General features: G+C 36.3%; 20 protein-coding genes and 1 other RNA gene. 13 read left to right on the forward strand and 8 right to left on the reverse strand.

All coding sequences use genetic code 11. The features are described from left to right. Window positions 1-281: 281 nt before the first annotated feature. Window positions 282-1,703 carry a helix-turn-helix domain-containing protein gene (locus tag IGI87_RS05065; RefSeq protein ID WP_104854269.1) on the reverse strand — a complete coding sequence of 474 codons (1,422 nt, stop codon included), beginning with the start codon at window positions 1,701-1,703 and terminating at the stop codon, window positions 282-284. A gap of 174 nt (window positions 1,704-1,877) precedes the next feature. On the opposite strand from IGI87_RS05065, the gene ebpA reads away from it, so the two are divergent. The 4 genes from ebpA to srtC all read left to right on the forward strand — a co-directional run bounded on the left by ebpA (window position 1,878) and on the right by srtC (window position 9,607). Beyond that, a complete protein-coding gene (ebpA, locus tag IGI87_RS05070; RefSeq protein ID WP_438737396.1) occupies window positions 1,878-5,342 on the forward strand; it encodes an endocarditis and biofilm-associated pilus tip protein EbpA in 3,465 nt (1,154 codons plus the stop codon). Window positions 5,343-5,345: 3 nt separating this feature from the next. Continuing rightward, a complete protein-coding gene (ebpB, locus tag IGI87_RS05075; RefSeq protein WP_280212261.1) occupies window positions 5,346-6,776 on the forward strand; it encodes an endocarditis and biofilm-associated pilus minor subunit EbpB in 1,431 nt (476 codons plus the stop codon). Next, window positions 6,773-8,656 carry an endocarditis and biofilm-associated pilus major subunit EbpC gene (ebpC, locus tag IGI87_RS05080; protein ID WP_438736403.1) on the forward strand — a complete coding sequence of 628 codons (1,884 nt, stop codon included), beginning with the start codon at window positions 6,773-6,775 and terminating at the stop codon, window positions 8,654-8,656. The genes ebpB and ebpC overlap by 4 nt, the downstream gene beginning before the upstream one ends. 93 nt (window positions 8,657-8,749) lie before the next feature. Further along, entirely contained in the window at window positions 8,750-9,607 is an 858-nt protein-coding gene (gene srtC, locus IGI87_RS05085) for an Ebp pilus assembly class C sortase (protein ID WP_280212263.1), read from the forward strand. Between the two features lie 21 nt (window positions 9,608-9,628). Here srtC and IGI87_RS05090 read toward each other — a convergent pair whose 3' ends face one another. Together IGI87_RS05090 and IGI87_RS05095 are read right to left on the reverse strand one after the other, a co-directional pair. Further along, complete coding sequence (locus tag IGI87_RS05090) at window positions 9,629-9,907, reverse strand: hypothetical protein (protein ID WP_438736404.1); 279 nt, start codon at window positions 9,905-9,907, stop codon at window positions 9,629-9,631. Window positions 9,908-9,920: 13 nt separating this feature from the next. Further along, window positions 9,921-10,214 (reverse strand): hypothetical protein, encoded by a 294-nt coding sequence (locus IGI87_RS05095; RefSeq protein WP_104854274.1) that lies wholly within the window; start codon window positions 10,212-10,214, stop codon window positions 9,921-9,923. A gap of 194 nt (window positions 10,215-10,408) precedes the next feature. Here IGI87_RS05095 and IGI87_RS05100 point away from each other — a divergent pair, with 194 nt between their 5' ends. The 3 genes from IGI87_RS05100 (at window position 10,409) to IGI87_RS05110 (ending at window position 11,654) form a co-directional block, all read left to right on the forward strand. Further along, the gene (locus IGI87_RS05100) at window positions 10,409-10,612 is read left to right on the forward strand and encodes a DUF378 domain-containing protein (RefSeq protein WP_002381996.1); all 204 of its coding nucleotides are present in this window, start codon (window positions 10,409-10,411) and stop codon (window positions 10,610-10,612) included. 359 nt (window positions 10,613-10,971) lie between these two features. Continuing rightward, window positions 10,972-11,484 carry an enterococcin EntV gene (entV, locus tag IGI87_RS05105; protein WP_104854275.1) on the forward strand — a complete coding sequence of 171 codons (513 nt, stop codon included), beginning with the start codon at window positions 10,972-10,974 and terminating at the stop codon, window positions 11,482-11,484. Further along, window positions 11,469-11,654, forward strand: a complete 186-nt coding sequence (locus tag IGI87_RS05110; protein WP_280212294.1) for a hypothetical protein — start codon at window positions 11,469-11,471, stop codon at window positions 11,652-11,654. Before entV ends, IGI87_RS05110 begins: the two co-directional genes overlap by 16 nt. Window positions 11,655-11,790: 136 nt before the next feature. Here the strand turns inward: IGI87_RS05110 and ssrA are convergent. Further along, window positions 11,791-12,157: a transfer-messenger RNA gene (ssrA, locus tag IGI87_RS05115) on the reverse strand. A gap of 491 nt (window positions 12,158-12,648) precedes the next feature. Here ssrA and IGI87_RS05120 point away from each other — a divergent pair. The 3 genes from IGI87_RS05120 (at window position 12,649) to IGI87_RS05130 (ending at window position 16,776) form a co-directional block, all read left to right on the forward strand. Further along, window positions 12,649-14,250: a collagen binding domain-containing protein gene (locus tag IGI87_RS05120; protein ID WP_438736405.1), complete on the forward strand. Its 1,602-nt coding sequence runs from the start codon at window positions 12,649-12,651 to the stop codon at window positions 14,248-14,250. A gap of 126 nt (window positions 14,251-14,376) precedes the next feature. Further along, window positions 14,377-15,972, forward strand: coding sequence for an ABC transporter ATP-binding protein (locus IGI87_RS05125; RefSeq protein ID WP_280212484.1), 1,596 nt, complete (start codon window positions 14,377-14,379; stop codon window positions 15,970-15,972). Window positions 15,973-16,041: 69 nt separating this feature from the next. Beyond that, the gene (locus IGI87_RS05130; protein ID WP_104854295.1) at window positions 16,042-16,776 is read left to right on the forward strand and encodes a class I SAM-dependent methyltransferase; all 735 of its coding nucleotides are present in this window, start codon (window positions 16,042-16,044) and stop codon (window positions 16,774-16,776) included. On the opposite strand, the gene IGI87_RS05135 is transcribed toward IGI87_RS05130, so the two are convergent. The 4 genes from IGI87_RS05135 to IGI87_RS05150 all read right to left on the reverse strand — a co-directional run bounded on the left by IGI87_RS05135 (window position 16,773) and on the right by IGI87_RS05150 (window position 19,603). Next, a complete protein-coding gene (locus tag IGI87_RS05135; RefSeq protein ID WP_104854296.1) occupies window positions 16,773-17,174 on the reverse strand; it encodes a YxeA family protein in 402 nt (133 codons plus the stop codon). The genes IGI87_RS05130 and IGI87_RS05135 overlap by 4 nt on opposite strands. A gap of 109 nt (window positions 17,175-17,283) precedes the next feature. Continuing rightward, complete coding sequence (locus IGI87_RS05140; protein WP_280212488.1) at window positions 17,284-18,636, reverse strand: amino acid permease; 1,353 nt, start codon at window positions 18,634-18,636, stop codon at window positions 17,284-17,286. Window positions 18,637-18,806: 170 nt separating this feature from the next. Continuing rightward, complete coding sequence (locus IGI87_RS05145; protein WP_141439444.1) at window positions 18,807-18,992, reverse strand: hypothetical protein; 186 nt, start codon at window positions 18,990-18,992, stop codon at window positions 18,807-18,809. Between the two features lie 323 nt (window positions 18,993-19,315). Beyond that, window positions 19,316-19,603: a hypothetical protein gene (locus tag IGI87_RS05150; protein ID WP_280212518.1), complete on the reverse strand. Its 288-nt coding sequence runs from the start codon at window positions 19,601-19,603 to the stop codon at window positions 19,316-19,318. Window positions 19,604-19,974: 371 nt separating this feature from the next. On the opposite strand from IGI87_RS05150, the gene IGI87_RS05155 reads away from it, so the two are divergent. Genes IGI87_RS05155 through IGI87_RS05165 form a run of 3 tightly spaced genes read left to right on the forward strand, consistent with a single transcriptional unit; the run spans window position 19,975 to window position 22,933 of the window. Continuing rightward, a complete protein-coding gene (locus IGI87_RS05155; protein WP_280212489.1) occupies window positions 19,975-20,736 on the forward strand; it encodes a (Fe-S)-binding protein in 762 nt (253 codons plus the stop codon). A gap of 12 nt (window positions 20,737-20,748) precedes the next feature. Continuing rightward, window positions 20,749-22,221, forward strand: coding sequence for a LutB/LldF family L-lactate oxidation iron-sulfur protein (locus IGI87_RS05160; protein ID WP_438736406.1), 1,473 nt, complete (start codon window positions 20,749-20,751; stop codon window positions 22,219-22,221). Continuing rightward, complete coding sequence (locus IGI87_RS05165; protein ID WP_280212491.1) at window positions 22,214-22,933, forward strand: LutC/YkgG family protein; 720 nt, start codon at window positions 22,214-22,216, stop codon at window positions 22,931-22,933. Before IGI87_RS05160 ends, IGI87_RS05165 begins: the two co-directional genes overlap by 8 nt. Window positions 22,934-22,975 lie beyond the last annotated feature (42 nt).

Consider the following 22,975-nt stretch of genomic DNA (forward strand, 5'->3'; position numbering starts at 1 on the left):
ATACTTAAACCAGATTTTAAAATGACAGTGAAGGAGACCATTTTTTGTTTGGGACTCGAAGTCCAAGAGCCTGTGGTCGGTCTTCCTTTCACATCCAACTATACGCTTAAAAGAGCAATAGAAGGTAAATTCATCCGTCGATGAATTTACCCTCTAATCTTAGTATGTTTTCTTTTTTATTTCAGAAAAATAAAATTATCTTTTGAATGATGGTACCTCACATTGCGTGCTTCTTGATAAAAGAGTTATCTTTTTGGTAGATAGGGCAAACTATTAAGACGTTAAAAGTTTAATAAATCGAGCAATTCTCTTTTGTTAGAAAATAAGATAGCATCATTAATTAAAATACTTGGAACATTGGTTTCAATAATTGGTTGATTGGTAATAATCAAGTCAAATTCTTCGAGTCGATGATCATCTATTTGTTCTTCCGTGATTGCTAACGTATTTGAACGAATCCGATGTAACGCTAAAATATCGTGGACATAGTTTCCTATGTATTGGCTATGATTCAGGCCCATGTCACTAATAATCAAAATCTTTTTTGAGTCGAAACTCTGGTTAATTTCTGGAAAAGTATTGAGCAACCAAAAAATATAAGAAGATGAATAGTTTAATAGGTTTGTTTCTAAAAGAGCGGAAAAGAAATGCAATTCTGCTTTTAATCGTGCATATAAGTGGAGCTGAGTAAAATGAATTTGTCGAGTGAAAAAGGTGGCCCTTTGTGTTAATTCGGTGGTGTCAAAAGGCACTAATTGAGAAAACAAATAAAGACAGGTTAACAAGTGAACAGCAAAGTCAACGACTTCTTCTGTTAATTGTTCAATCTGTGAAAAAGCATTAAATTTTAAATTTTCACGTATCCTTTGACTGATAACTTCTTGTTCTTCAGAGTAGTATTGCTGAAAAGCGCCTCTTTGAAAATACCGGAGAACTTCCCGATAGGTCTCACGGCTGAGTCCAGTAAAATGACGACTGAGTAAAAGATAATCTTCCATTTTGATTGGACTCTTTTTGTCTGATTTTTTCTGGAAACGTTGTTGAAATCCTTGATGTTCTCTTAATAAATCAACAATAAAATACATAATAAAAAAATCGTGTTCATAACTGTTATCCATACTAATAATATTTAATTGACATTGATTACGGCGCATTAATTGCTTGATTTCCTGCTTGTCTAATTGATAGGGCAATTCATAATGACCATAATACATTAAAAAGAAAAAGGTCGTAAAAACACGTAAGGGTAATTCTTCTGTTTGGCTAGTTAATTGATAGCCTTGATCAACGATAACGCGAAGAGAGTAAGTTTCCAAGACCTGATTACACTGCTTTAATTTTCGAGCAAAAGAAGAGCGACTAATATTGATGGTATCGCAATAATATTCGATAGTTTTGCCAGGATTTTGGATAAATTCATGGAGCAATTGGGTGGTCGTTGACGTTTTTGCCATATCCGTCAGTACTTTTAAATATAAGGATGCATTAAAGTTTTCTAAACGATAGCCTAATTTATGAGACGTTTTAATGGTTAAGCTTTCGCCCCAGCGTTGTTTAATCTCCTCAATATAACGGATAAAAGTAGACTCAGAACTACCAATATATTTTGCAAGTTCTTTTTTAGTCATCCATTTATCAGAAATGGATAATACACGAATGATTTCTTCCATTTTCCGATAATTTTTTTCTAAAAACCTAATCATATTGTTTCCTCCCAAGTCCTTTACTTTAATGAAACAATCATCGAAACAATAACGCAATTTCAGAAATGAAACCGCTTGGTATGAAAGCTGGTGTGATTTAATGAGCTCCTTCTCTGTATAATAATTATCAGATTAGAATAATGAAATTTTACGTGCTACGCAATTCTAATTTAACTGTTAATTCATAAAAGAAAGGAGAGAACAGACATTAAATTACTAAAGAAATTTGGGGTTTTCGGCGTAGTCTTTTTACTTGTCTCATCCTATTTCATACCGCTCATTGGCTATGCAGAAACAGCCAAAGAAGTTGAAATTACATCCGCTCAAATGATAACAGATGAGAATGATAAAACGAATATTAATATCGAGTTAAATCTTCTCAACCAAACAGAGCAGCCATTACAACGAGAAATTCAATTGAAAAATGCACAGTTCATGGATTCTGCTGGAATTGAAAAAGACGGATATTCTTACCAAGTGACTAATGGTACGCTTTATCTCACTTTGGATGCACAAGTAAAAAAGCCGGTACAGCTTTCGTTAGCTGTTGAGCAAAGTTCTATTCAAGACGCTCAGCAACCTAAGTTATTGTATGAAAACAACGAATATGATGTTTCAGTTACTTCTGAAAAAATAACAGTAGAGGATTCTGCTAAAGAATCAACTGAACCAGAAAAAATAACTGTACCAGAAAATGTGAAAGAAAATAACAAAAATGATTCGGCTCCTGAAAAAACAGAACAGCCGACCGCAACAGAAGAGGTAACTAATCCATTTGCAGAAGCAAGAATGGCGCCAGCTACTTTGAGAGCGAATCTTGCACTGCCTTTAATTGCACCACAATATACAACGGATAATTCTGGCACTTATCCGACTGCTAATTGGCAGCCCACAGGTAATCAAAATGTGTTAAACCATCAAGGGAATAAAGACGGTGGTGCACAATGGGATGGCCAAACGAGTTGGAATGGGGACCCTACTAATCGCACAAATTCTTATATTGAGTATGGCGGTACAGGAGACCAAGCCGACTATGCCATCCGAAAATATGCTAGAGAAACAACAACACCAGGGCTTTTTGACGTATATCTTAATGTGCGTGGAAATGTTCAGAAAGAAATCACGCCATTGGATTTGGTCTTAGTCGTTGACTGGTCCGGTAGTATGAATGAAAACAATCGGATCGGTGAAGTTCAAAAAGGCGTGAACCGTTTTGTTGATACATTGGCAAATAGCGGTATTACCAATAACATCAATATGGGCTATGTTGGCTACTCAAGTGACGGTTATAATAACAACGCCATTCAAATGGGGCCGTTTGATACAGTCAAAAATCCAATTAAAAATATTACACCAAGTAGCACTAGAGGAGGAACTTTCACCCAAAGAGCGTTAAGAGATGCCGGTGATATGTTAGCAACGCCAAATGGACATAAGAAAGTCATTGTACTTTTAACGGATGGTGTCCCAACCTTCTCCTATAAAGTGAGTCGAGTTCAAACAGAGGCGGATGGTCGCTTTTACGGGACACAATTTACAAATCGACAAGATCAACCAGGCAGTACTTCTTATATCTCTGGTAGCTACAATGCGCCAGATCAAAACAATATCAATAAACGAATTAACAGTACGTTTATCGCCACGATAGGTGAGGCAATGGCCTTAAAACAACGTGGGATTGAAATACATGGATTGGGCATTCAATTGCAAAGCGATCCACGAGCTAATTTATCTAAACAACAAGTTGAAGATAAAATGCGTGAAATGGTGTCAGCCGATGAAAACGGAGATCTTTATTATGAATCCGCGGATTATGCACCAGACATTTCTGATTATTTAGCGAAAAAAGCCGTTCAAATTTCAGGAACGGTTGTAAACGGAAAAGTAGTCGATCCAATTGCTGAACCTTTTAAATACGAGCCAAATACATTATCAATGAAAAGTGTGGGCCCCGTTCAGGTTCAAACCTTACCGGAAGTATCGCTAACAGGCGCTACAATTAATAGTAATGAGATTTATTTGGGTAAAGGGCAAGAAATTCAAATTCATTATCAAGTACGCATTCAAACAGAGTCAGAAAACTTCAAACCTGATTTTTGGTATCAAATGAATGGTCGGACAACGTTTCAGCCATTAGCCACGGCCCCTGAAAAAGTTGATTTTGGGGTTCCTTCTGGAAAAGCACCTGGCGTGAAGTTAAACGTGAAAAAAATCTGGGAAGAGTATGATCAAGACCCAACAAGTCGACCAGATAATGTGATTTATGAAATTAGTAGAAAGCAAGTAACTGACACAGCCAACTGGCAAACTGGGTATATTAAATTATCAAAACCAGAAAATGATACCAGCAATAGTTGGGAGCGCAAAAATGTAACCCAACTTTCCAAAACCGCGGATGAAAGCTATCAAGAAGTTCTTGGGCTTCCCCAATACAACAATCAAGGACAAGCTTTCAATTATCAAACAACCCGTGAATTAGCAGTTCCTGGTTACAGTCAAGAAAAAATCGACGATACTACTTGGAAAAACACGAAGCAATTCAAGCCATTAGATTTAAAAGTAATCAAAAATTCTTCCTCAGGTGAGAAAAACTTAGTGGGAGCCGTCTTTGAATTGAGTGGTAAAAACGTTCAAACAACATTAGTGGACAATAAAGATGGGAGCTATTCCTTGCCAAAAGATGTGCGCCTACAAAAAGGGGAACGCTATACATTAACCGAAGTAAAAGCACCTGCAGGACATGAGTTAGGTAAGAAAACGACTTGGCAAATTGCGGTGAGTGAGCAAGGAAAAGTAAGCATCGATGGACAAGAAGTGACCACCACAAATCAAGTTATTCCATTGGAAATTGAAAATAAATTTTCTTCTTTGCCAATCAGAATTAGAAAATACACTATGCAAAATGGCAAACAAGTGAACTTAGCAGAGGCGACTTTTGCGTTGCAAAGAAAAAATGCTCAAGGAACTTACCAAACTGTGGCAACCCAAAAAACAGATGCTGCAGGATTAAGCTATTTTAAAATTAGTGAACCTGGTGAATATCGAATGGTCGAACAATCAGGACCAGTAGGTTACGACACTCTTGCTGGGAATTATGAATTTACTGTTGATAAGTATGGGAAAATTCACTATGCAGGCAAAAATATTGAAGAAAATGCGTCAGAATGGACACTGACACATCAAAATCATTTGAAACCTTTTGATTTAACGGTTCATAAAAAAGCCGATAATCAGACACCACTTAAAGGAGCGAAATTCCGTTTAACAGGACCAGATACGGATATTGAATTACCAAAAGATGGCAAAGAAACGGATACTTTTGTTTTTGAAAACTTAAAGCCAGGAAAATATGTCTTAACAGAAACATTTACGCCAGAAGGATATCAGGGATTAAAAGAACCAATCGAATTAATAATTCGCGAAGATGGTTCAGTCACGATAGATGGGGAAAAAGTAGCAGATGTTTTAATTTCTGGGGAGAAGAATAATCAAATTACTTTAGATGTTACTAACCAAGCAAAGGTTCCTTTACCTGAAACTGGTGGCATAGGACGCTTGTGGTTTTACTTGATAGCGATTAGTACATTCGTGATAGCAGGTGTTTATCTCTTTATTAGACGACCAGAAGGGAGTGTGTAATCAATGAAAAACGCACGTTGGCTAAGTATTTGCATCATGCTACTCGCTCTTTTCGGGTTTTCACAGCAAGCATTAGCAGAAGTATCGCAAGCAAGCGTTCAAGTTACGTTGCACAAATTATTGTTCCCTGATGGTCAATTACCAGAACAGCAGCAAAACACAGGGGAAGAAGGAACATTGCTTCAAAATTATCGGGGCTTAAATGACGTCACTTATCAAGTTTATGATGTGACAGAGCCATTTTATCAGCTTCGTTCTGAAGGAAAAACGGTCCAAGAGGCACAGCGTCAATTAGCAGAAACCGGTGCAACGAATAGAAAACCGATCGCAGAAGATAAAACACAGACAATAAATGGAGAAGATGGAGTGGTTTCTTTTTCATTAGCTAGCAAAGATTCGCAGCAACGAGATAAAGCCTATTTATTTGTTGAAGCGGAAGCACCAGAAGTGGTAAAAGAAAAAGCTAGCAACCTAGTAGTGATTTTGCCTGTTCAAGATCCACAAGGGCAATCGTTAACGCATATTCATTTATATCCAAAAAATGAAGAAAATGCCTATGACTTACCACCACTTGAAAAAACGGTACTCGATAAGCAACAAGGTTTTAATCAAGGAGAGCACATTAACTATCAGTTAACGACTCAGATTCCAGCGAATATTTTAGGATATCAGGAATTCCGCTTGTCAGATAAGGCGGATACAACGTTGACACTTTTACCAGAATCAATTGAGGTAAAAGTGGCTGGAAAAACAGTTACTACAGGTTACACACTGACGACGCAAAAGCATGGATTTACGCTTGATTTTTCAATTAAAGACTTACAAAAATTTGCAAATCAAACCATGGCTGTGTCGTATCAAATGCGTTTAGAAAAGACCGCTGAACCTGACACTGCGATTAACAACGAAGGACAATTAGTCACTGACAAGCATACCTTGACTAAAAGAGCTACAGTTCGTACAGGTGGCAAGTCTTTTGTCAAAGTTGATAGTGAAAATGCGAAAATTACCTTGCCAGAGGCTGTTTTTATCGTCAAAAATCAAGCGGGGGAATACCTCAATGAAACAGTAAACGGGTATCGTTGGCAGAAAGAAAAAGCGTTAGCTAAAAAAATCACATCTAATCAAGCCGGAGAATTTTCAGTCAAAGGCTTAAAAGATGGCCAGTACTTCTTAGAAGAAGTCTCTGCACCAAAAGGTTATCTTCTGAATCAAACAGAAATTCCTTTTACGGTGGAAAAAAATTCTTATGCAACGAATGGACAACGAACCGCACCGTTACATGTAATCAATAAAAAAGTAAAAGAGTCAGGCTTCTTACCAAAAACAAATGAAGAACGTTCTATTTGGTTAACGATTGCAGGCCTGCTAATCATTGGGATGGTAGTCATTTGGCTATTTTATCAAAAACAAAAAAGAGGAGAGAGAAAATGAAGCAATTAAAAAAAGTTTGGTACACCATTAGTACCTTGTTACTAATTTTGCCACTTTTCACGAGTGTATTAGGGACAACAACTGCATTTGCAGAAGAAAATGGGGAGAGCGCACAGCTCATTATTCACAAAAAGAAAATGACGGATTTACCAGATTCGCTTATTCAAAATAGCGGGAAAGAAATGAGCGAGTTTGATAAATATCAAGGACTGGCAGATGTGACGTTTAGTGTTTATAATGTGACGACTGAATTTTACGAGCAACGAGCGGCAGGCGCAAGCGTCGATGCAGCTAAACAAGCTGTCCAAAGTTTAACTCCTGGGAAACCTGTTGCTCAAGGAACCACCGATGCAAATGGTAATGTTACTGTTCAGTTACCTAAAAAACAAAATGGTAAAGATGCAGTGTATACCATTAAAGAAGAACCAAAAGAGGGCGTAGTTGCTGCTGCGAATATGGTGGTGGCGTTTCCAGTTTACGAAATGATTAAGCAAGCAGATGGTTCCTATAAATATGGAACAGAAGAATTAGCGGTTGTTCATATTTATCCTAAAAATGTGGTAGCTAACGATGGTAGTTTACATGTGAAAAAAGTAGGAACGGCTGAAAATGAAGGATTAAATGGCGCAGAATTTGTTATTTCCAAAAGCGAAGGCTCACCAAGCACAGTAAAATATATCCAAGGAGTCAAAGATGGATTATATACATGGACAACGGATAAAGAACAAGCAAAACGCTTTATTACTGGGAAAAGTTATGAAATTGGCGAAAATGATTTCACAGAAGCAGAGAATGGAATGGGAGAATTAACAGTTAAAAATCTTGAGGTTGGTTCGTATATTTTAGAAGAAGTGAAAGCTCCAAATAATGCAGAATTAATTGAAGATCAAACAAAAACACCATTTACAATTGAAGCAAACAATCAAACACCTGTTGAAAAAACAGTCAAAAATGATACCTCTAAAGTTGATAAAACAACACCAAACTTAGAGGGCAAAGATGTGGCAATTGGCGAAAAAATTAAATATCAAATTTCTGTAAATATTCCATTGGGGATTGCAGACAAAGAAGGCGATGCTAATAAATACGTCAAATTCAATTTAATTGATAAACATGATGCAGCCTTAACTTTTGATAACGTGACTTCTGGAGAGTATGCCTATGCTTTATATGATGGAGATACAGTGATCGCTCCTGAAAATTACCAAGTGACTGAACAAGCAAATGGCTTCACCGTCGCCGTTAATCCAGCGTATATTCCTGCGCTAACACCAGGCGGCACACTAAAATTCGTTTACTTTATGCATTTAAATGAAAAAGCAGATCCTACGAAAGGCTTTAAAAATGAGGCGAATGTTGATAACGGTCATACCGACGACCAAACACCACCAACTGTTGAAGTTGTGACAGGTGGGAAACGTTTCATTAAAGTCGATGGCGATGTGACAGCGACACAAGCCTTGGCGGGAGCTTCCTTTGTCGTCCGTGATCAAAATAGTGACACAGCAAATTATTTGAAAATCGATGAAACAACGAAAGCAGCAACTTGGGTGAAAACAAAAGCTGAAGCAACTACTTTTACAACAACGGCTGATGGATTAGTTGATATCACAGGACTTAAATACGGTACCTATTATTTAGAAGAAACTGTAGCTCCTGATGATTATGTCTTGTTAACAAATCGGATTGAATTTGTGGTCAATGAACAATCATATGGCACAACAGAAAACCTGGTTTCACCAGAAAAAGTACCAAACAAACACAAAGGTACCTTACCTTCAACAGGTGGCAAAGGAATCTACGTTTACTTAGGAAGTGGCGCAGTCTTGTTACTTATTGCAGGAGTCTACTTTGCTAGACGTAGAAAAGAAAATGCTTAATTTCTAGCATCACCGAAGAAATTTTTAGAAAAAACAAGAGCCTGGGCCAATCACTGTCCCAGGCTCTCATGCTTTATTTTTAAGGAGGAAGCAATGAAGTCAAAAAAGAAACGTCGTATCATTGATGGTTTTATGATTCTTTTACTGATTATTGGAATAGGTGCATTTGCGTATCCTTTTGTTAGCGATGCATTAAATAACTATTTGGATCAACAAATTATCGCTCATTATCAAGCAAAAGCAAGCCAAGAAAACACCAAAGAAATGGCTGAACTTCAAGAAAAAATGGAAAAGAAAAATCAAGAACTAGCAAAAAAAGGCAGCAATCCTGGCTTAGATCCTTTTTCTGAAACGCAAAAAACAACGAAAAAACCAGACAAATCCTATTTTGAAAGTCATACGATTGGTGTTTTAACCATCCCAAAAATAAATGTCCGTTTACCAATTTTTGATAAAACGAATGCATTGCTATTGGAAAAAGGCAGCTCCTTGTTAGAAGGAACCTCCTATCCTACAGGTGGTGCGAATACACATGCGGTCATTTCAGGCCATCGTGGTCTCCCTCAAGCCAAATTATTTACAGATTTGCCAGAATTAAAAAAAGGCGATGAATTTTATATCGAAGTCAATGGGAAGACGCTCGCTTATCAAGTGGATCAAATAAAAACCGTTGAACCAACTGATACAAAAGATTTACACATTGAGTCTGGCCAAGATCTCGTCACTTTATTAACTTGCACACCGTATATGATAAACAGTCATCGGTTATTAATTCGAGGGCATCGTATCCCATATCAACCAGAAAAAGCAGCAGCAGGAATGAAAAAAGTGGCACAACAACAAAATTTATTATTATGGACATTACTTTTAATCGCCTGTGCGTTAATTATTAGCGGCTTCATTATCTGGTACAAGCGGCGGAAAAAGACCACCAGAAAGCATGGAAATTAACGATTCGTATAATAAAAGTGACTATGTTTTTATTTTTTTAACCCCTTTACGTAGTAAATCAATGACCAAACCTAAGCAAAAATAAGTACAAAAATGAAGCCCAGAAGAAATCAACATTCTGGTTGTTAAAGGCTGCTGGGAATAATAAGTATCCAGCGCAGGCGTTTGGTGAATAATAGAAAAACCTAGAAAATCTGTAAGGGCCAATAGAAATCCTTTACTATCATACCCAGAAAACCAAAGTAGTATAACGAAAAGACTAAACAAACTAAGAAAAAGAGTGAAAAAATAGCTTTTCAATTATTAATCCTCCTTATCGTGCATAATTGAACCAGAGAAACAGAAGTATTAACGAAATAACTAAAAGAGCAAGCCCCGAATAAAAAGCGACAAAGGACCAATCAATCGACTGTTTAAATTCCTGCCAAGTTTGGATTTTTCTGTTTTTTTTCGCGTTATCTTCAAGCGTTATAAAATAATTCAACAGCAAGAGGAGCAGCAACACCGTAAAATCATTTGTGGTAAAAAGCACATGTAAAAATAGAATGACAAAGACAACACGAGATAACACTCGATTCCGCAAAATTAAAAATAACTTAGCACGCATAATAAACCACCATTTCTTATCAGAGATAATGAATCTGTTTTTGTCTACTCTTTAGTTATAGCATAAAATTCTTAATAATGAAAAAATGATTCAAGAAAATAATTAAAAAAAGTTTTTTTCCTGAATCATTATTTTCGTAAATAAAGAATAAACGTGTTACTCTTGGTTTATCAAATTTGGAAGGAGTGTTGTAAATGAAATATCTGGATATTATTGCTTTAATTTTATTGATTGTCGGAGGCTTAAACTGGTTATTAGTTGGCGCATTTAATTTTGATTTAGTTGCAACAATTAGTGGCGGTGCAACCACACCATTAGCAAAAATTATTTATATTATTGTCGGAATTTGTGCGATTTATTCTATTAAGTTTTTAGCTCCTTTGTTCCGCGAACCATAGAATTGATTTAAAAGATTTAGATAACGTGAAGTTATTTTGACTTAGCAATTGAGAGTTTCCTTGAGAAAGGGGACTCTTTTTTAATTTTCTATATTCGTTTCAGGAAGTTTAGACAAGCTCAAAAAATATTTCAAGAGAGCAGTGTTGTTTTCAAAATAGAACCTAGCATTACCTCGAATGTACCTCAAATAACCTGTGTCTTTTTTTGAATCATTAGTTCAAATTGATGTGATCTCTAGTGAGAAAAATCAGCTCTAGGATACATAGGAAAATATAAGGATCAAATAGGGACTTTGATGATAAATTATCTTTTTCCTTGTTATGATAATAATAAGTAAAAAGAAAGTAGGGATTTATGTATGGAATTACAGGTGACAAAAAAGGCTAAATTTTTTTGTTTGGCGATGGCATTACTAATGACATTAGGTATTTTTATCAGCGCTGGTACAAGTGTTTATGCATCTGACCAGCTAGAGGATTCAGAAGTTGAGGCTGTAGCAAAAGGACTGGAAGAAATGTATGCGAATGGAGTGACGGAAGATAACTTTAAAAACTATGTCAAAAATAATTTTCCTTATCAAGAGATTTCTTCAGTTGAGAAAGAGTTAAATGTAAATATTTTTGATGCTTCAACAGTAGTTAAAGCACGTTTTAATTGGAATGCATTGGGAGGTTGCGTCGCTAACAAAATCAAAGATGAGTTTTTTGCAATGATTAGTATCAGCGCAATTGTAAAAGCTGCACAAAAGAAAGCCTGGAAAGAATTAGCAGTGACTGTATTACGCTTTGCTAAAGCCAATGGTTTGAAGACGAATGCTATTATTGTAGCTGGACAACTAGCTTTATGGGCAGTTCAATGTGGGTTAAGCTAATGAATTTAAAAGATCATGTTACGGAAATAGCAATTACTTTTATCATCGCTTTTGTATATACTTGGATAGATTCAGGAAAAATTGAAATCTTAAAGACTCTTTTGATAACAATAATATTTTTAGCCATGTTTTATGCAATACTAAAAATTACCAATAGAAAAAGAAAATGATGTAGTTTTAGAAAGACAATGTGACAGGAAGTGTAAGAGGAGGAACCGAGCCTTCTCTTTCTTTTAGAAATAAAAAGAGCTAAAACCTTTATTTATAAGGTTTTAGCTCTTTTTTTGGTTTTCTCTACTTTTCTAAAAATGGAGACGGCGGGAGTCGAACCCGCGTCCAAACATATTGCCACTTAAATCTCTACGTTCATAGACACTCATTTAAAGGTTCGCTTTACAGCGTGCCGAGTGACAGGCATTCTGTATTGCTAGTCTGGTAAGCTCCTCTAAATTTTACAGACGGAAAAATTTAGCGTATCCCACTTCGATTAGGACCCTGACCCGAGCACATGGGCGATGCCGGGAGGATCTTCGCTAGCTGGTTTTTAGGCAGCTAAAGCGAAAGAATTGTTTTCGTTTTTAGCAGTTATATTTAACTGTAACGTTTTAACGTAGCCGTAACCTACGAAACGCAATTCAAGCTCAACTATGCCTGTCGAATCCGTAACGCCCCCGAAATAACATAAGTATCCCTTGATACTTATCAAAGTATAGCATAAATTCCTTGTTTTTTCAAAGAGTAGGATAACAGTTTGTTAGATATTCATAAAAAGAGGAAGGATGGTGTAGTGATCCTTAAAAAGTTAGACTTTTTATAGAGTGGATTTTTCATTCTTTTCCCCCCATCTCATAAATTTTATTATAACAAGAATAAATGGCCTGGGAAACAAAATCAGGATGAAATCGGTATTTTTATTCATTATTGATTCGAAATATGTTATTTATGCAACTCAATATTGGCAGCACTAGTTATTTTGTAACAAATGTTATCTAATGTAACTACCATACTAAAACGTTTTCCTTAGAAAATGAATTAGAATTTAAAAAAAAAATCTACTTAAATGAGCATTAATATTGTACGAGACACATCTTTTTGCTATTGTCAACTTCTGAAAAAGACTAATAAGTGGAAAAAATAAGATAAAAGAAGGGTGAATATTTTTTTATGACAAAAAGTGTAAAATTTTTAGTGTTACTGTTGGTAATGATTCTACCAATTGCGGGGGCGTTACTGATTGGTCCAATTTCATTTGGAGCCGAATTGAGTAAAAGTCCAATCGTTGACAAAGTAGAATTAGATCACACTACTTTGTATCAAGGGGAGATGACCTCCATTAAAGTATCTTTTAGTGACAAAGAGAATCAGAAAATAAAACCTGGAGATACTATCACTTTAACTTTACCAGATGCATTAGTTGGAATGACCGAGAGCGATGGTTCGCCACGAAAAATCAATTTGAATGGTTTGGGGGAAGTGTTCATTTATAAAGATCGTGTTGTAGCAACATTTAACGAAAAAGTTGAATCTTTACATAACGTAAAAGGAAATTTTTCCTTTGGGATTAAAACACTTATCACGAATAATACGCAGCCAAACGTGATAGAAACAGATTTTGGAACAGCAACAGCGACTCAACGTCTGACAATTGAAGGAATAGCTAACGGAGAGGCTGGCCAAATCGAGCGAGAATATCCGTTTTTTTATAAAGTAGGCGATTTGGTTGGTGAGTCAAATCAAGTACGTTGGTTTTTAAATGTGAACCTCAACAAATCTGATGTCACAGAAGATATCACAATTGCGGATCGACAAGGCAGTGGTCAACAATTAAATAAAGAGAGTTTTACATTTGATATTGTGAATGACAAAGAAACTAAATATATTTCACTTGCCGAGTTTGAGCAACAAGGTTATGGCAAAATTGACTTTGTGACAGATAACGACTTTAATTTACGTTTTTATCGGGAAAAAGCACGCTTTACTTCTTTTATCGTCCGTTACACTTCGACAATCACAGAAGCGGGGCAACATCAAGCAACGTTTGAAAATAGTTATGACATCAATTATCAACTAAACAATCAAGAAGCAACGAATGAAAAAAATACATCTCAGGTTAAAAATGTTTTTGTAGATGGTGAGGCAAGCGGCAATCAAAATGTTGAGATGCCAACAGAAGAAAGTCTAGAAATTCCTTTAGAGACAATAGAAGAATGGGAACCAAAGACACCTACATCGGAACAGGCAACAGAAACAAGCGAAAAGACAGGCGTAACAGAAACTGCAGAAAGCAGCCAACCAGAAGTCCATGTCTCACCAACAGAAGAAGAAAATCCAGATGAAAGTGAAACATTAGGCACAATTGAACCAATTGTGCCTGAAAAACCAAACACGACAACTGAAGAAAATGGCGCAACAGAAACCGCAGAAAGCAGCCAGCCAGAAGTTCATGTAACACCAACAAAAGAAATGACCACAACTGAGAAAAAACAGCCATCCACAGAAACAACTGTGGAGACAAATAAAAATGTTACATCAAAAAATCAACCACAAATACTAAACGCTCCATTAAATACATTGAAAAATGAAGGAAGCCCACAGTTGGCTCCCCAACTGCTTAGTGAACCAATTCAAAAATTAAATGAAGCAAACGGGCAACGAGAACTTCCCAAAACAGGTACAACAAAAACACCGTTTATGTTAGTAGCAGGAATACTGGCAAGTACATTTGCAATTTTAGGTGTAAGTTATCTACAAATGACAAAGAATTAACAATAGAAAAGCTACCTAGCATTCGCTAGGTGGCTTTTCTATTATCTGGAGATAAATTGTTGATAGGCGTCAATCAAAAACTATGCTACAGTAAGGTATGTAATGCTCGAAAAAGGAGGGGAGTAAATGACTAAAAAAATATGGTCTCACTTTCGAAAAAGTTTCACTTGGTACATTTTGATTGGCATGATTGTTTCATTATGTAGTGCTTTAGCAATTTATTTTTTTCAACAGTTGTTAGATAATTACCAAAAAAGTTTCCAACTAGGGTTATTAGTAGCGTATGGAACGACAATTATTTTAATTCCGTTATTGTCTTACTGTGAACAGAAACCGAAAGCTTACTTAACTAATGGCATCTATTTCTATTTGAAGAAATTAAGTTTAATAAAAATGAGCAAGATTTCCTATGAAGAATATCTAAAACTGGGAGCGGGAGCTTTACTACAAAAAGTAGAAGTTGGTGCAGCAGCTGGGAGAAATATCCACTTGAATTTTTATGGCCGCTTATTTCGAGAGCTAATTCCAGAGACTTTATTTAATTTATTTTTCATAGCATTGATTGATAAAAAATTACTGCCAGCAATTCTAATTGGTTATGTGATTGTATTTATTTTAACCAAAATACTTTTGAAAACGCTACAAAAAATGAAAGAAAAAACACTTATTTCTGAAGAAGCAATGAATGCTACTTTGATACGAGGGATGACCGAACTAGCAACTTTTAGAATTAATCGAAAATATAAAAAAGAGATTGAAAATTACGCGTTAATGGCAGAGGAAAATAGTCAAAATATAACAAAAATGACCATGATCCACGAATTTTTCTTTGGTTTCTTTGCCTTGTTAGTAGCACTTATCAAAGTAAGTATTGTCGTACTTAGTTTTACTAACGTCGTGACGTTAAGCCTAGGTGGACTTGTAGCGATAGTGATGTATATCGATCGAATTTATACGCCGATAGCCATATTTAATGTTTTATTTGTTCAATATAATTTGGATAAAGTAGCCTATCAGCGCCTAGAAGATTTTTATAAAAAAGAAGATGATCCTAACTTAGCGATTCCAGGTAAAGCGTTACCTAAAATTCAAACAATTTCATTAAAAAAAGTGTGTTTTAGCGTAGATAGTCAAACGATTATGTCTCAACAAAATCGACAATTTTCAATGAATAAAACCTATGGCTTAATTGGAAAAAGTGGGACAGGCAAATCTACCCTGATTAAATTGATTTTAGGATTATTGAAGCCGACAGAGGGGACAGTTTATGTGAATCAATTTCCTCTAACACAATTTAATTTGGAAGACTATTATGAAAAAGTTTTTTATTTATCTCAAGATGTGCCAATATTTCAAGGAACGTTGAAAGAAAATATTGTTTTTAATCAAGAAATTTCTGATGAACAAGTAATTAAAGCCATGTACCGTTTTCAGTTGGGGGAACTTTATGAACGGTTACCAGAAGGCTTAAGTACCATTGTGAGTGAAAAAGGAATGAATTTTTCTGGTGGTGAGAAACAACGGATTGCTTTCACGCGCTTAGCATTTACACAAGCAGAGATCCTTATTTTAGATGAGGCGACTTCCGCATTGGACGAAAAGACCGAAGAAAAAGTGTTGCAAGAAGTACAAAAATTTACCCACAATAAGTTGACCATTTTGGTTACTCATCGACCTAAAACCCTGCGATTTGTAGATGAAATTATTGATTTAAATGGGTAAACTTGTTAGCTGTTTGGTACATCTTTTGCTATACTCTTTATAAGAATTGAGTGAAAGGGGCACTCGTTGATGAAGAATAATGAGCAAGAATTAGCGGGATTTTGGGATGAATTTGCAGAAGAATATGAAGAAATTCAACAAGAATCGCCGTTTCCAATTGCCCAAGAATTACGGGATTTCTTGGTCCAAGAAGGTCTTTTTCCGTGTCAGACATTTCTGGATATTGCAGGTGGGACAGGACGATACTTACCTTTTTTTCAAGAGCAAGTCACGGAGTACACGCTAGCTGATATTTCTCAGAGAATGTTGGAGATTGCGGAAGCAAAAGCACAAAGCAACGTTGTTTTTCTTCACCAAAGCCAAGAAAGATTGATTGAGACTGGGAGAAAATTTCAAGTCGTTTTTTCAGCGATGAATCCTGCTTTGGATACGCCGGAAAAAGTTAATGCATTGTGCCAATTAAGTGAGGAATGGTGTCTTATATTTCGGCTAGTAGAAGAGCAAGATTCGTTGTTTTCTCCTTTTGAGCAAGAGAGCAACCCGCAGTTAAATTGGATGGCACAATACAAAGCATTTCTAAAAAAAGAACAGCGACCCTTTTTCACAAAAAGATTTTTCTTTGAAGCATCAGAAACTATTTCAAAAGACTTTTTCCGCCGCTATTTTGAAGAGCAATGGCCAGTTCCCATTTTAGAACAACGCATACAAGAAATTTTTGGTTCTCATGAAATTAAGCAAAATCAGCGTACTGTTATGTATGAATTAATTGCTATTCCATGTGAAAAAACAACCAGCGATCACTAATTAGCGCTGGTCGTTTTTCTTTTCTTTAACTGTGCGAAAGCTTTTTCTGGAATCTCTTTTTTATCAATTTTGACAGGAGATTGGATGATTCTTTTTTTACTAATGGTCGCTTCTATGTAAGCATTTGGCTCCAAAGGTTGAGGATTTTTGTCTGTCCGTTCATATTCCATGACTTGCGTTTTTCCATTACTTTTAACAAAAGTTAGTCGATAGTGTAAAGAATATTGCCCATCTATGCTTTTTTGATTGTCATCTACTGTTTGCGTTCGTTCAGGAATTTCTAGAGGAACTTGTGCATAGGCTTTTTCACCCTTATAGATATCTGCATAATAACGATAGCCTGTATAACCACCAACAATGAATAAGCCAATAAATAAAATAGCGCCAATTTTTTTCATTTTTTCTCCTCCTAACAATTTACAAAAATAGCATAGCAAAAGAAGAAGGAAATCGAACATCGAAAAAACGAACAGTTGTCTTACAAAACTGTTCGTTTTTTCAGTCTATTTAGTTTTCATCAGAGAGTAGAAAGGAATCATTTTTCTTACGATAACTAAAGAAAATAACAAAGTACAGTAGGCCTGTTAAAATAGTGACACCTAACGAATTCGTAAATAAAATGCCAATAAAGATGAGGCCTAAAATGATTAAAGCAAGGAGATTAATACTTTTTTCAAAGAGAGACCCTCGTTTTAAAGAAAGAACAAATGCCGCAGCGCTAATTAAAATCCAAATTAACAAGACGGTGTAAGAAAGAGAACCGGCTAAGTAACCAAATAATTCATCGCCAACAAAATAAGAAAGAATAACGCCCAGATATAAAACACTGGCGCAGAAGAAAACTGAACGTTGGGGTACTTGGTGCTTGTTTAAAACCGCTAGTTTGCTCATTGACCCTTTTTTGTCTTTTAAACGAAAATATAAAAGGCGAGAAGAGGCGTATACCCCAGAATTAATAGAAGAAAATAAGGCTAAAATAATCACAAAATTTACGATATCAGCAGCAAAAGGAATATTCATTTTTTCAAAAACCATAACAAATGGACTCACTGTCGTGCCTGCTAATGTATTCCAAGGGAAAATAATCAAAAGTAAGAATAATGGAATGATATAGAAGGAAATAATCCGTCCCATCACACCACGAATCGCTTTAGGAATGGCTTTTTTAGGATCATCTGCTTCACTGACAGTGATCGCAATTAATTCTGAACCGCCATAAGAATAAATAACTACTAATAAAGAATTAACAATACCTTTCATGCCATGCGGGGCGAAGCCACCATGATTGGTGATGCTTTGTAAAGTAGGGAAGACACCACTGCCTAGCATTTGTTGTCCCACCAGATAAACGCCAAAAATAATTAACAAAATGATGACACTAATTTTAGCAAACGCCAACCAATATTCTGTTTCTGCAAATAAACGAACCGAGTAAAGATTAATGAGCGTCGTTAAAATAGCTAAAATGAAAACAAAAAACCAAGCAGGAATATTAGGAAACCAAAGTTGTAAAAAGGAAGCTGCGGCAACCGCTTCTGCGATAATATTAATTGTCCACATGGAATAATAAACCCAATCAATAAAATCAGCAGAATGTGCACCTAAAAATGGTCGAACTAAGCCAGACAAACCATGATGTGTGTCTCCGCCATCTAAAACGAGTTTTCCTAAACCACTCATGACGATGAAGAGAACAGCACCGCCAATTAGAAAGGCGATTAAAACAGAAGGACCAGCAATACCAATTGCTTCGCCACTTCCTTTAAAAAGACCTGCGCCAATCGCTCCCCCTAAGGCTAACATCGTAATGTGGCGCGAGCTTAATTGTTTTTTTAAGGTTGTTTGTTGTGTTTCACTCATAGGATTCTCCTTTAATTGAAAAAAATAATATGAAAATAACTTTCTTTATTATATACAATTTTCTGACAATTACAACTATTCTGTCAATGAAAATGAAAAAATAAGTGAAAAATATTATGAAAATAAAAAAATCGAGCAATTTAAGTGATTAAAATCGCTCAATTTTTTTATTAATTTTTATTTTTTAATAGAGTCATAATGGTTAATGGAACAGTAATGACCACATAGCCGATGATACTAGCCACTACTAAGTAAGCTATTGGACTCGAGAAATTAAATAAGTCCGTTAAAAGTATTGCGACAATCATTGAAATAGCATAACAAATGAATAATTGAATAAACCGTTTTACAGACAAAAAAATCACCTCTCCCTAATTAGTAAAAGTCTCTTTTCAATCATTTAGTATACACCTGAAAAGAAGAATAAACTATCATTAATTAAAAAGAAAAAGTGAAACAACTAGCGGATTTTTTGTTTAGATGTTTATCTTAAGAATTAGAAAATGAGGTCGGGACAGAAGTGTTTAACTCCGAGAAATAAGAAGGGATTTCCGAAAATTGTTCTATAATTTTTGGAGAATTTCGGCTTATTTCCGAAGGAGTTGCTTCTGTTCCCGCCGTTTATCAGTTTTTGAGCGTGAAGTAAAAATCCAAAGTGATTTTTATCCCACGCCCATTTTCATTTATGACGTTGGCTTCGTGTAAATTGAGAAGTCTCGTCTTCTCTAGTGGTTGGTTGCTGTGTTCGTTGTACGGCTTGCTTTTCCGGCTCGCTCTTTTTTGCAACATCAGTCACAATAGTTGGCTTCTGAGAAGGGGGGACAGTTGTTTTTTTGTTTAAAGTTGACGTAGTTCTTTTTGTTTCTTGCTTTTGTTGCTTTTTATTATTTTTATCATTGCCAGTGACTGTTAAATAAATAATCAGAAAAATCATTAGGATCGTTGCGACAATTAATAGAATAAACATGTTAAATGAAATGAACATGCATGGCCCTCGTTTCTAGTTTTTTCTTAGTTTACCAAAATTTCAAAATTTCGTCACTCTTTTCTTCAGAAAAAAACGAATTTCTAAGGGGTTAAAAGAAACTTTTATAAAAAAGCCACCTTTTTTTGTGTGAAAATGCACAAAATTTCTGAAATCGTTTGCTGTTAAAACCAGATACTGGTAAAATAATTATTGTATAAGAATCATTTTAAAAAACGATTTTTGTTACAGATAACGTATTTGTTGAAAAGGCACTGTGAAGTAGTTAGAGACGACAGCCAAGTGACTTTTAATGACAGCCGCCCGATTGATTTCATGGAGCCTTTTCGTAGAAAACGAGGAGGTTATTTTGCGTGAAAGTGAGTATATTTTCGACATGCGTGGTGGATTTACTTTTTCCAAATGTAGGTCAAGCAATGGTAGAGGTTTTGGAACGGTATGGCTGTGAAACGGTTTTACCAACAAACCAAACGTGTTGTGGTCAGCCAACGTATAATAGTGGTTATGTGACAGAGAGCACGACAACGCTTAAGAATCAAATTGATAGTTTTGACGGTGCCGATTATGTGGTGGGACCTGCGGGGTCTTGTGTCGGCATGATGAAAGAATACCACAAATTTTTAGCAGATGATCCTATTTATGGGCCAAAAGCACAACGTTTAGCTGAGCGAACTTACGAGTTTAGTCAGTTTCTTTATCGTGTCTTAGGGGTCAAAGATGTTGGCGCAACGTTATATGGGAAAGCCACTTATCATCGTTCTTGTCATATGACGCGAATTTTAAATGAACGAGAATCACCCTTTGTTTTGTTGGATCATGTGAAAGGATTAGAAATGATTCCTTTAGGACATCTTGAAAATTGTTGCGGATTTGGTGGAACGTTTTCAGTGAAAATGCCAGCTATTTCTGAACAAATGGTGACGGAAAAAATGAACGATGTGATTGATACAGGCGCAGAAATTTTAATTAGTGCTGATATGGGTTGTCTGATGAATATCGGGGGTAAATTCAATCGTGATGGGAAAAAGATTAAGATTATGCATATTGCAGAAGTCCTTAATCACGAAGTGGATGAAGCACGCATGGACCAACCGCAAATCATATCGGTAGGGTAAGGGGGAAGAACTGTGGGATTATCAACAAGCAATCAGCCGTTAAGTGAACGAATTGAAGAAAGTAAAAAAGATGTGTTTATGCAAAAAGCTGTCGCCAAAGCACAAGATGCCCAATGGGAGAAACGAGAAGGTGCGCGTGAAGCTTTAGGCAATTGGCCACAATGGCGTGAACTGGGAGAACAAATTCGCCAACATACGATTCAATATCTGCCTGACTATTTAGAAGAGTTCAGTGATAACGTCGCCAAACGAGGTGGAAAAGTCTTTTTTGCTCAAACTGCCGAAGAGGCCAATGAATATGTGAAACAAGTGGTTCTAGAAAAAAAGGCGAAAAAAATTGTAAAATCTAAATCAATGGTGACGACCGAAGTCGATATTGATCCAATGTTATTGGGATTAGACGATGTCAGTGTGATGGAAACAGACTTGGCGGAATTCATTTTACAAATGGATGACTGGGATGAGCCATCACATATTGTTTTCCCAAGTATTCATAAAAATCGCGAACAAATTCGTCAGGTTTTTGCGAAAAAATTAGGGTATCAAGGAGATAATGACCCAGTAAATTTGGCACGTTGTGCACGAGAAGTAATGCGGAAATTCTTTTTGGAAGCGGAGATTGGCATTACAGGTTGTAATTTCGCTATTGCGGATAGCGGCTTAATTAACTTAAATACAAATGAAGGAAATGCTGATCTGACCATCAGTATTCCTAAGACACAAATCGTGTTAATGGGAATGGAAAGAATCGTACCAACGATGCGTGAAGCAGAGGTTTTAGATAACCTTTTAGCCAGAAGTGCCGTTGGTCAAAATTTGACAACGTATGTTACATTTGCTGGGCAAAAAAATGCGGATGAATCCGATGGTCCAGAAGAATTTCACGTGGTCATTTTGGATAACGGACGTTCAAAAGCGTTAGGAACAGCCTTTCAGCCAGTCTTACAGTGTATTCGTTGTGGGTCTTGTCTGAATGTTTGTCCTGTTTATCGCCATATTGGTGGGCACGGTTATGGCTCTATTTATCCAGGACCAATTGGTGCTGTCCTTTCCCCAATTTTAGGCGGATATAAACAGTTTGGGGAATTGCCTTATGCGTCTAGTCTTTGTGGGGCATGTACGGAAACATGTCCTGTGAAAATTCCATTGCACGAATTATTAATTGAACATCGTAAAGTGATGACCGATGATCTGAAAATGAAACATGGATTTGAAGATTTCCAAATGCGTATGGTAGGCAAAGCCACTGGTTCACCAGCAATGTTTAAAGCAGCCATGAAAGTCGATCATGCTGCAGCGGGCATTTTAAGTAAACAAAAAGAAATTACTGTTGAAAACATGTATAATCATGGGGGCTATCTTGATAAAGGGCCAGGGTTAGTAAAAGGTTGGACCGATGTTCGCGATTTGCCAAGACCACCAAAATCTTCGGAAAATTTCAGAAGTTGGTTCAAAAAACATCAAGAAGGTGAAAAAAATGACTAATGAAGCGATTCAAAATCGAGAACCTTTTTTACAAAACCTACGAGAAAAATTAGGCGTAGAAAAACAGCCTGTTTCGGCCCATCCATTTGAGCCAATTAATCATTTGCCAGAAGAACAGTTGGCAGATAAAACACCAGCAGAGCTATTAACGATTGTGAAAGAACGTGTGCAAACGATTCACACGAACTTAGTGGAAACCACACAAGAAAATTTACAGACGACGATTCAGCAAATTGTTGCTGAGTTTGGAGGGGGCAATCTTTTATTGCCAACAGATGCACGTTTTGAAACCTATGGATTAGCTGATTTAGCTAAGTCATTAGAGGACGTTTCTGTTAAGCAATGGCAACCTGGAAGTGAGCAACGAGAAGCGAATATTCAAACAGCTGCCCAAGCTAATATTGCGATTGCCTTTGCTGAGTTTTTACTAGCTGAATCAGGAACGATTGTGGTGGAATCCAATGCGGGACAAGGCAGAGCTTTACACTTTTTACCGAAGCATTACATTTCAATTATACCGTTTAGCAAACTCGTTCCACGTTCGACTCAGCCAGCAGCTTTTTATACAGAAAAAATAGAAAAAGGCGAAAAAATCGGCTCAGCGATTCACTTTATTTCAGGGCCTTCTAATTCAGGAGATATTGAAATGCAACTGGTTGTCGGGTTGCATGGTCCTTTAGAAGTTTGTTACGTAGTTGTGATGGATCGCTAAAACGCTAGAAGCATAATCAATTCAGCCCTTTTTAGAATTGAT

This window comes from Enterococcus sp. DIV1444a, assembly GCF_051712125.1.
Lineage (GTDB): Bacteria > Bacillota > Bacilli > Lactobacillales > Enterococcaceae > Enterococcus > Enterococcus faecalis.

What these genes read in the sequence shown, in the direction of transcription:
- srtC (WP_280212263.1), top strand. Translation starts at nt 8,750, where the DNA reads ATGAAGTCAAAAAAGAAACGTCGTATCATTGATGGTTTTATGATTCTT.
- IGI87_RS05065 (WP_104854269.1), bottom strand. Translation starts at nt 1,703, where the DNA reads ATGATTAGGTTTTTAGAAAAAAATTATCGGAAAATGGAAGAAATCATT.
- entV (WP_104854275.1), top strand. Translation starts at nt 10,972, where the DNA reads ATGGAATTACAGGTGACAAAAAAGGCTAAATTTTTTTGTTTGGCGATG.
- IGI87_RS05165 (WP_280212491.1), top strand. Translation starts at nt 22,214, where the DNA reads ATGACTAATGAAGCGATTCAAAATCGAGAACCTTTTTTACAAAACCTA.
- ebpB (WP_280212261.1), top strand. Translation starts at nt 5,346, where the DNA reads ATGAAAAACGCACGTTGGCTAAGTATTTGCATCATGCTACTCGCTCTT.
- IGI87_RS05120 (WP_438736405.1), top strand. Translation starts at nt 12,649, where the DNA reads ATGACAAAAAGTGTAAAATTTTTAGTGTTACTGTTGGTAATGATTCTA.
- IGI87_RS05135 (WP_104854296.1), bottom strand. Translation starts at nt 17,174, where the DNA reads ATGAAAAAAATTGGCGCTATTTTATTTATTGGCTTATTCATTGTTGGT.
- IGI87_RS05110 (WP_280212294.1), top strand. Translation starts at nt 11,469, where the DNA reads ATGTGGGTTAAGCTAATGAATTTAAAAGATCATGTTACGGAAATAGCA.
- ebpC (WP_438736403.1), top strand. Translation starts at nt 6,773, where the DNA reads ATGAAGCAATTAAAAAAAGTTTGGTACACCATTAGTACCTTGTTACTA.
- IGI87_RS05095 (WP_104854274.1), bottom strand. Translation starts at nt 10,214, where the DNA reads ATGCGTGCTAAGTTATTTTTAATTTTGCGGAATCGAGTGTTATCTCGT.
- IGI87_RS05125 (WP_280212484.1), top strand. Translation starts at nt 14,377, where the DNA reads ATGACTAAAAAAATATGGTCTCACTTTCGAAAAAGTTTCACTTGGTAC.
- IGI87_RS05150 (WP_280212518.1), bottom strand. Translation starts at nt 19,603, where the DNA reads ATGTTTATTCTATTAATTGTCGCAACGATCCTAATGATTTTTCTGATT.
- IGI87_RS05140 (WP_280212488.1), bottom strand. Translation starts at nt 18,636, where the DNA reads ATGAGTGAAACACAACAAACAACCTTAAAAAAACAATTAAGCTCGCGC.
- IGI87_RS05100 (WP_002381996.1), top strand. Translation starts at nt 10,409, where the DNA reads ATGAAATATCTGGATATTATTGCTTTAATTTTATTGATTGTCGGAGGC.
- IGI87_RS05130 (WP_104854295.1), top strand. Translation starts at nt 16,042, where the DNA reads ATGAAGAATAATGAGCAAGAATTAGCGGGATTTTGGGATGAATTTGCA.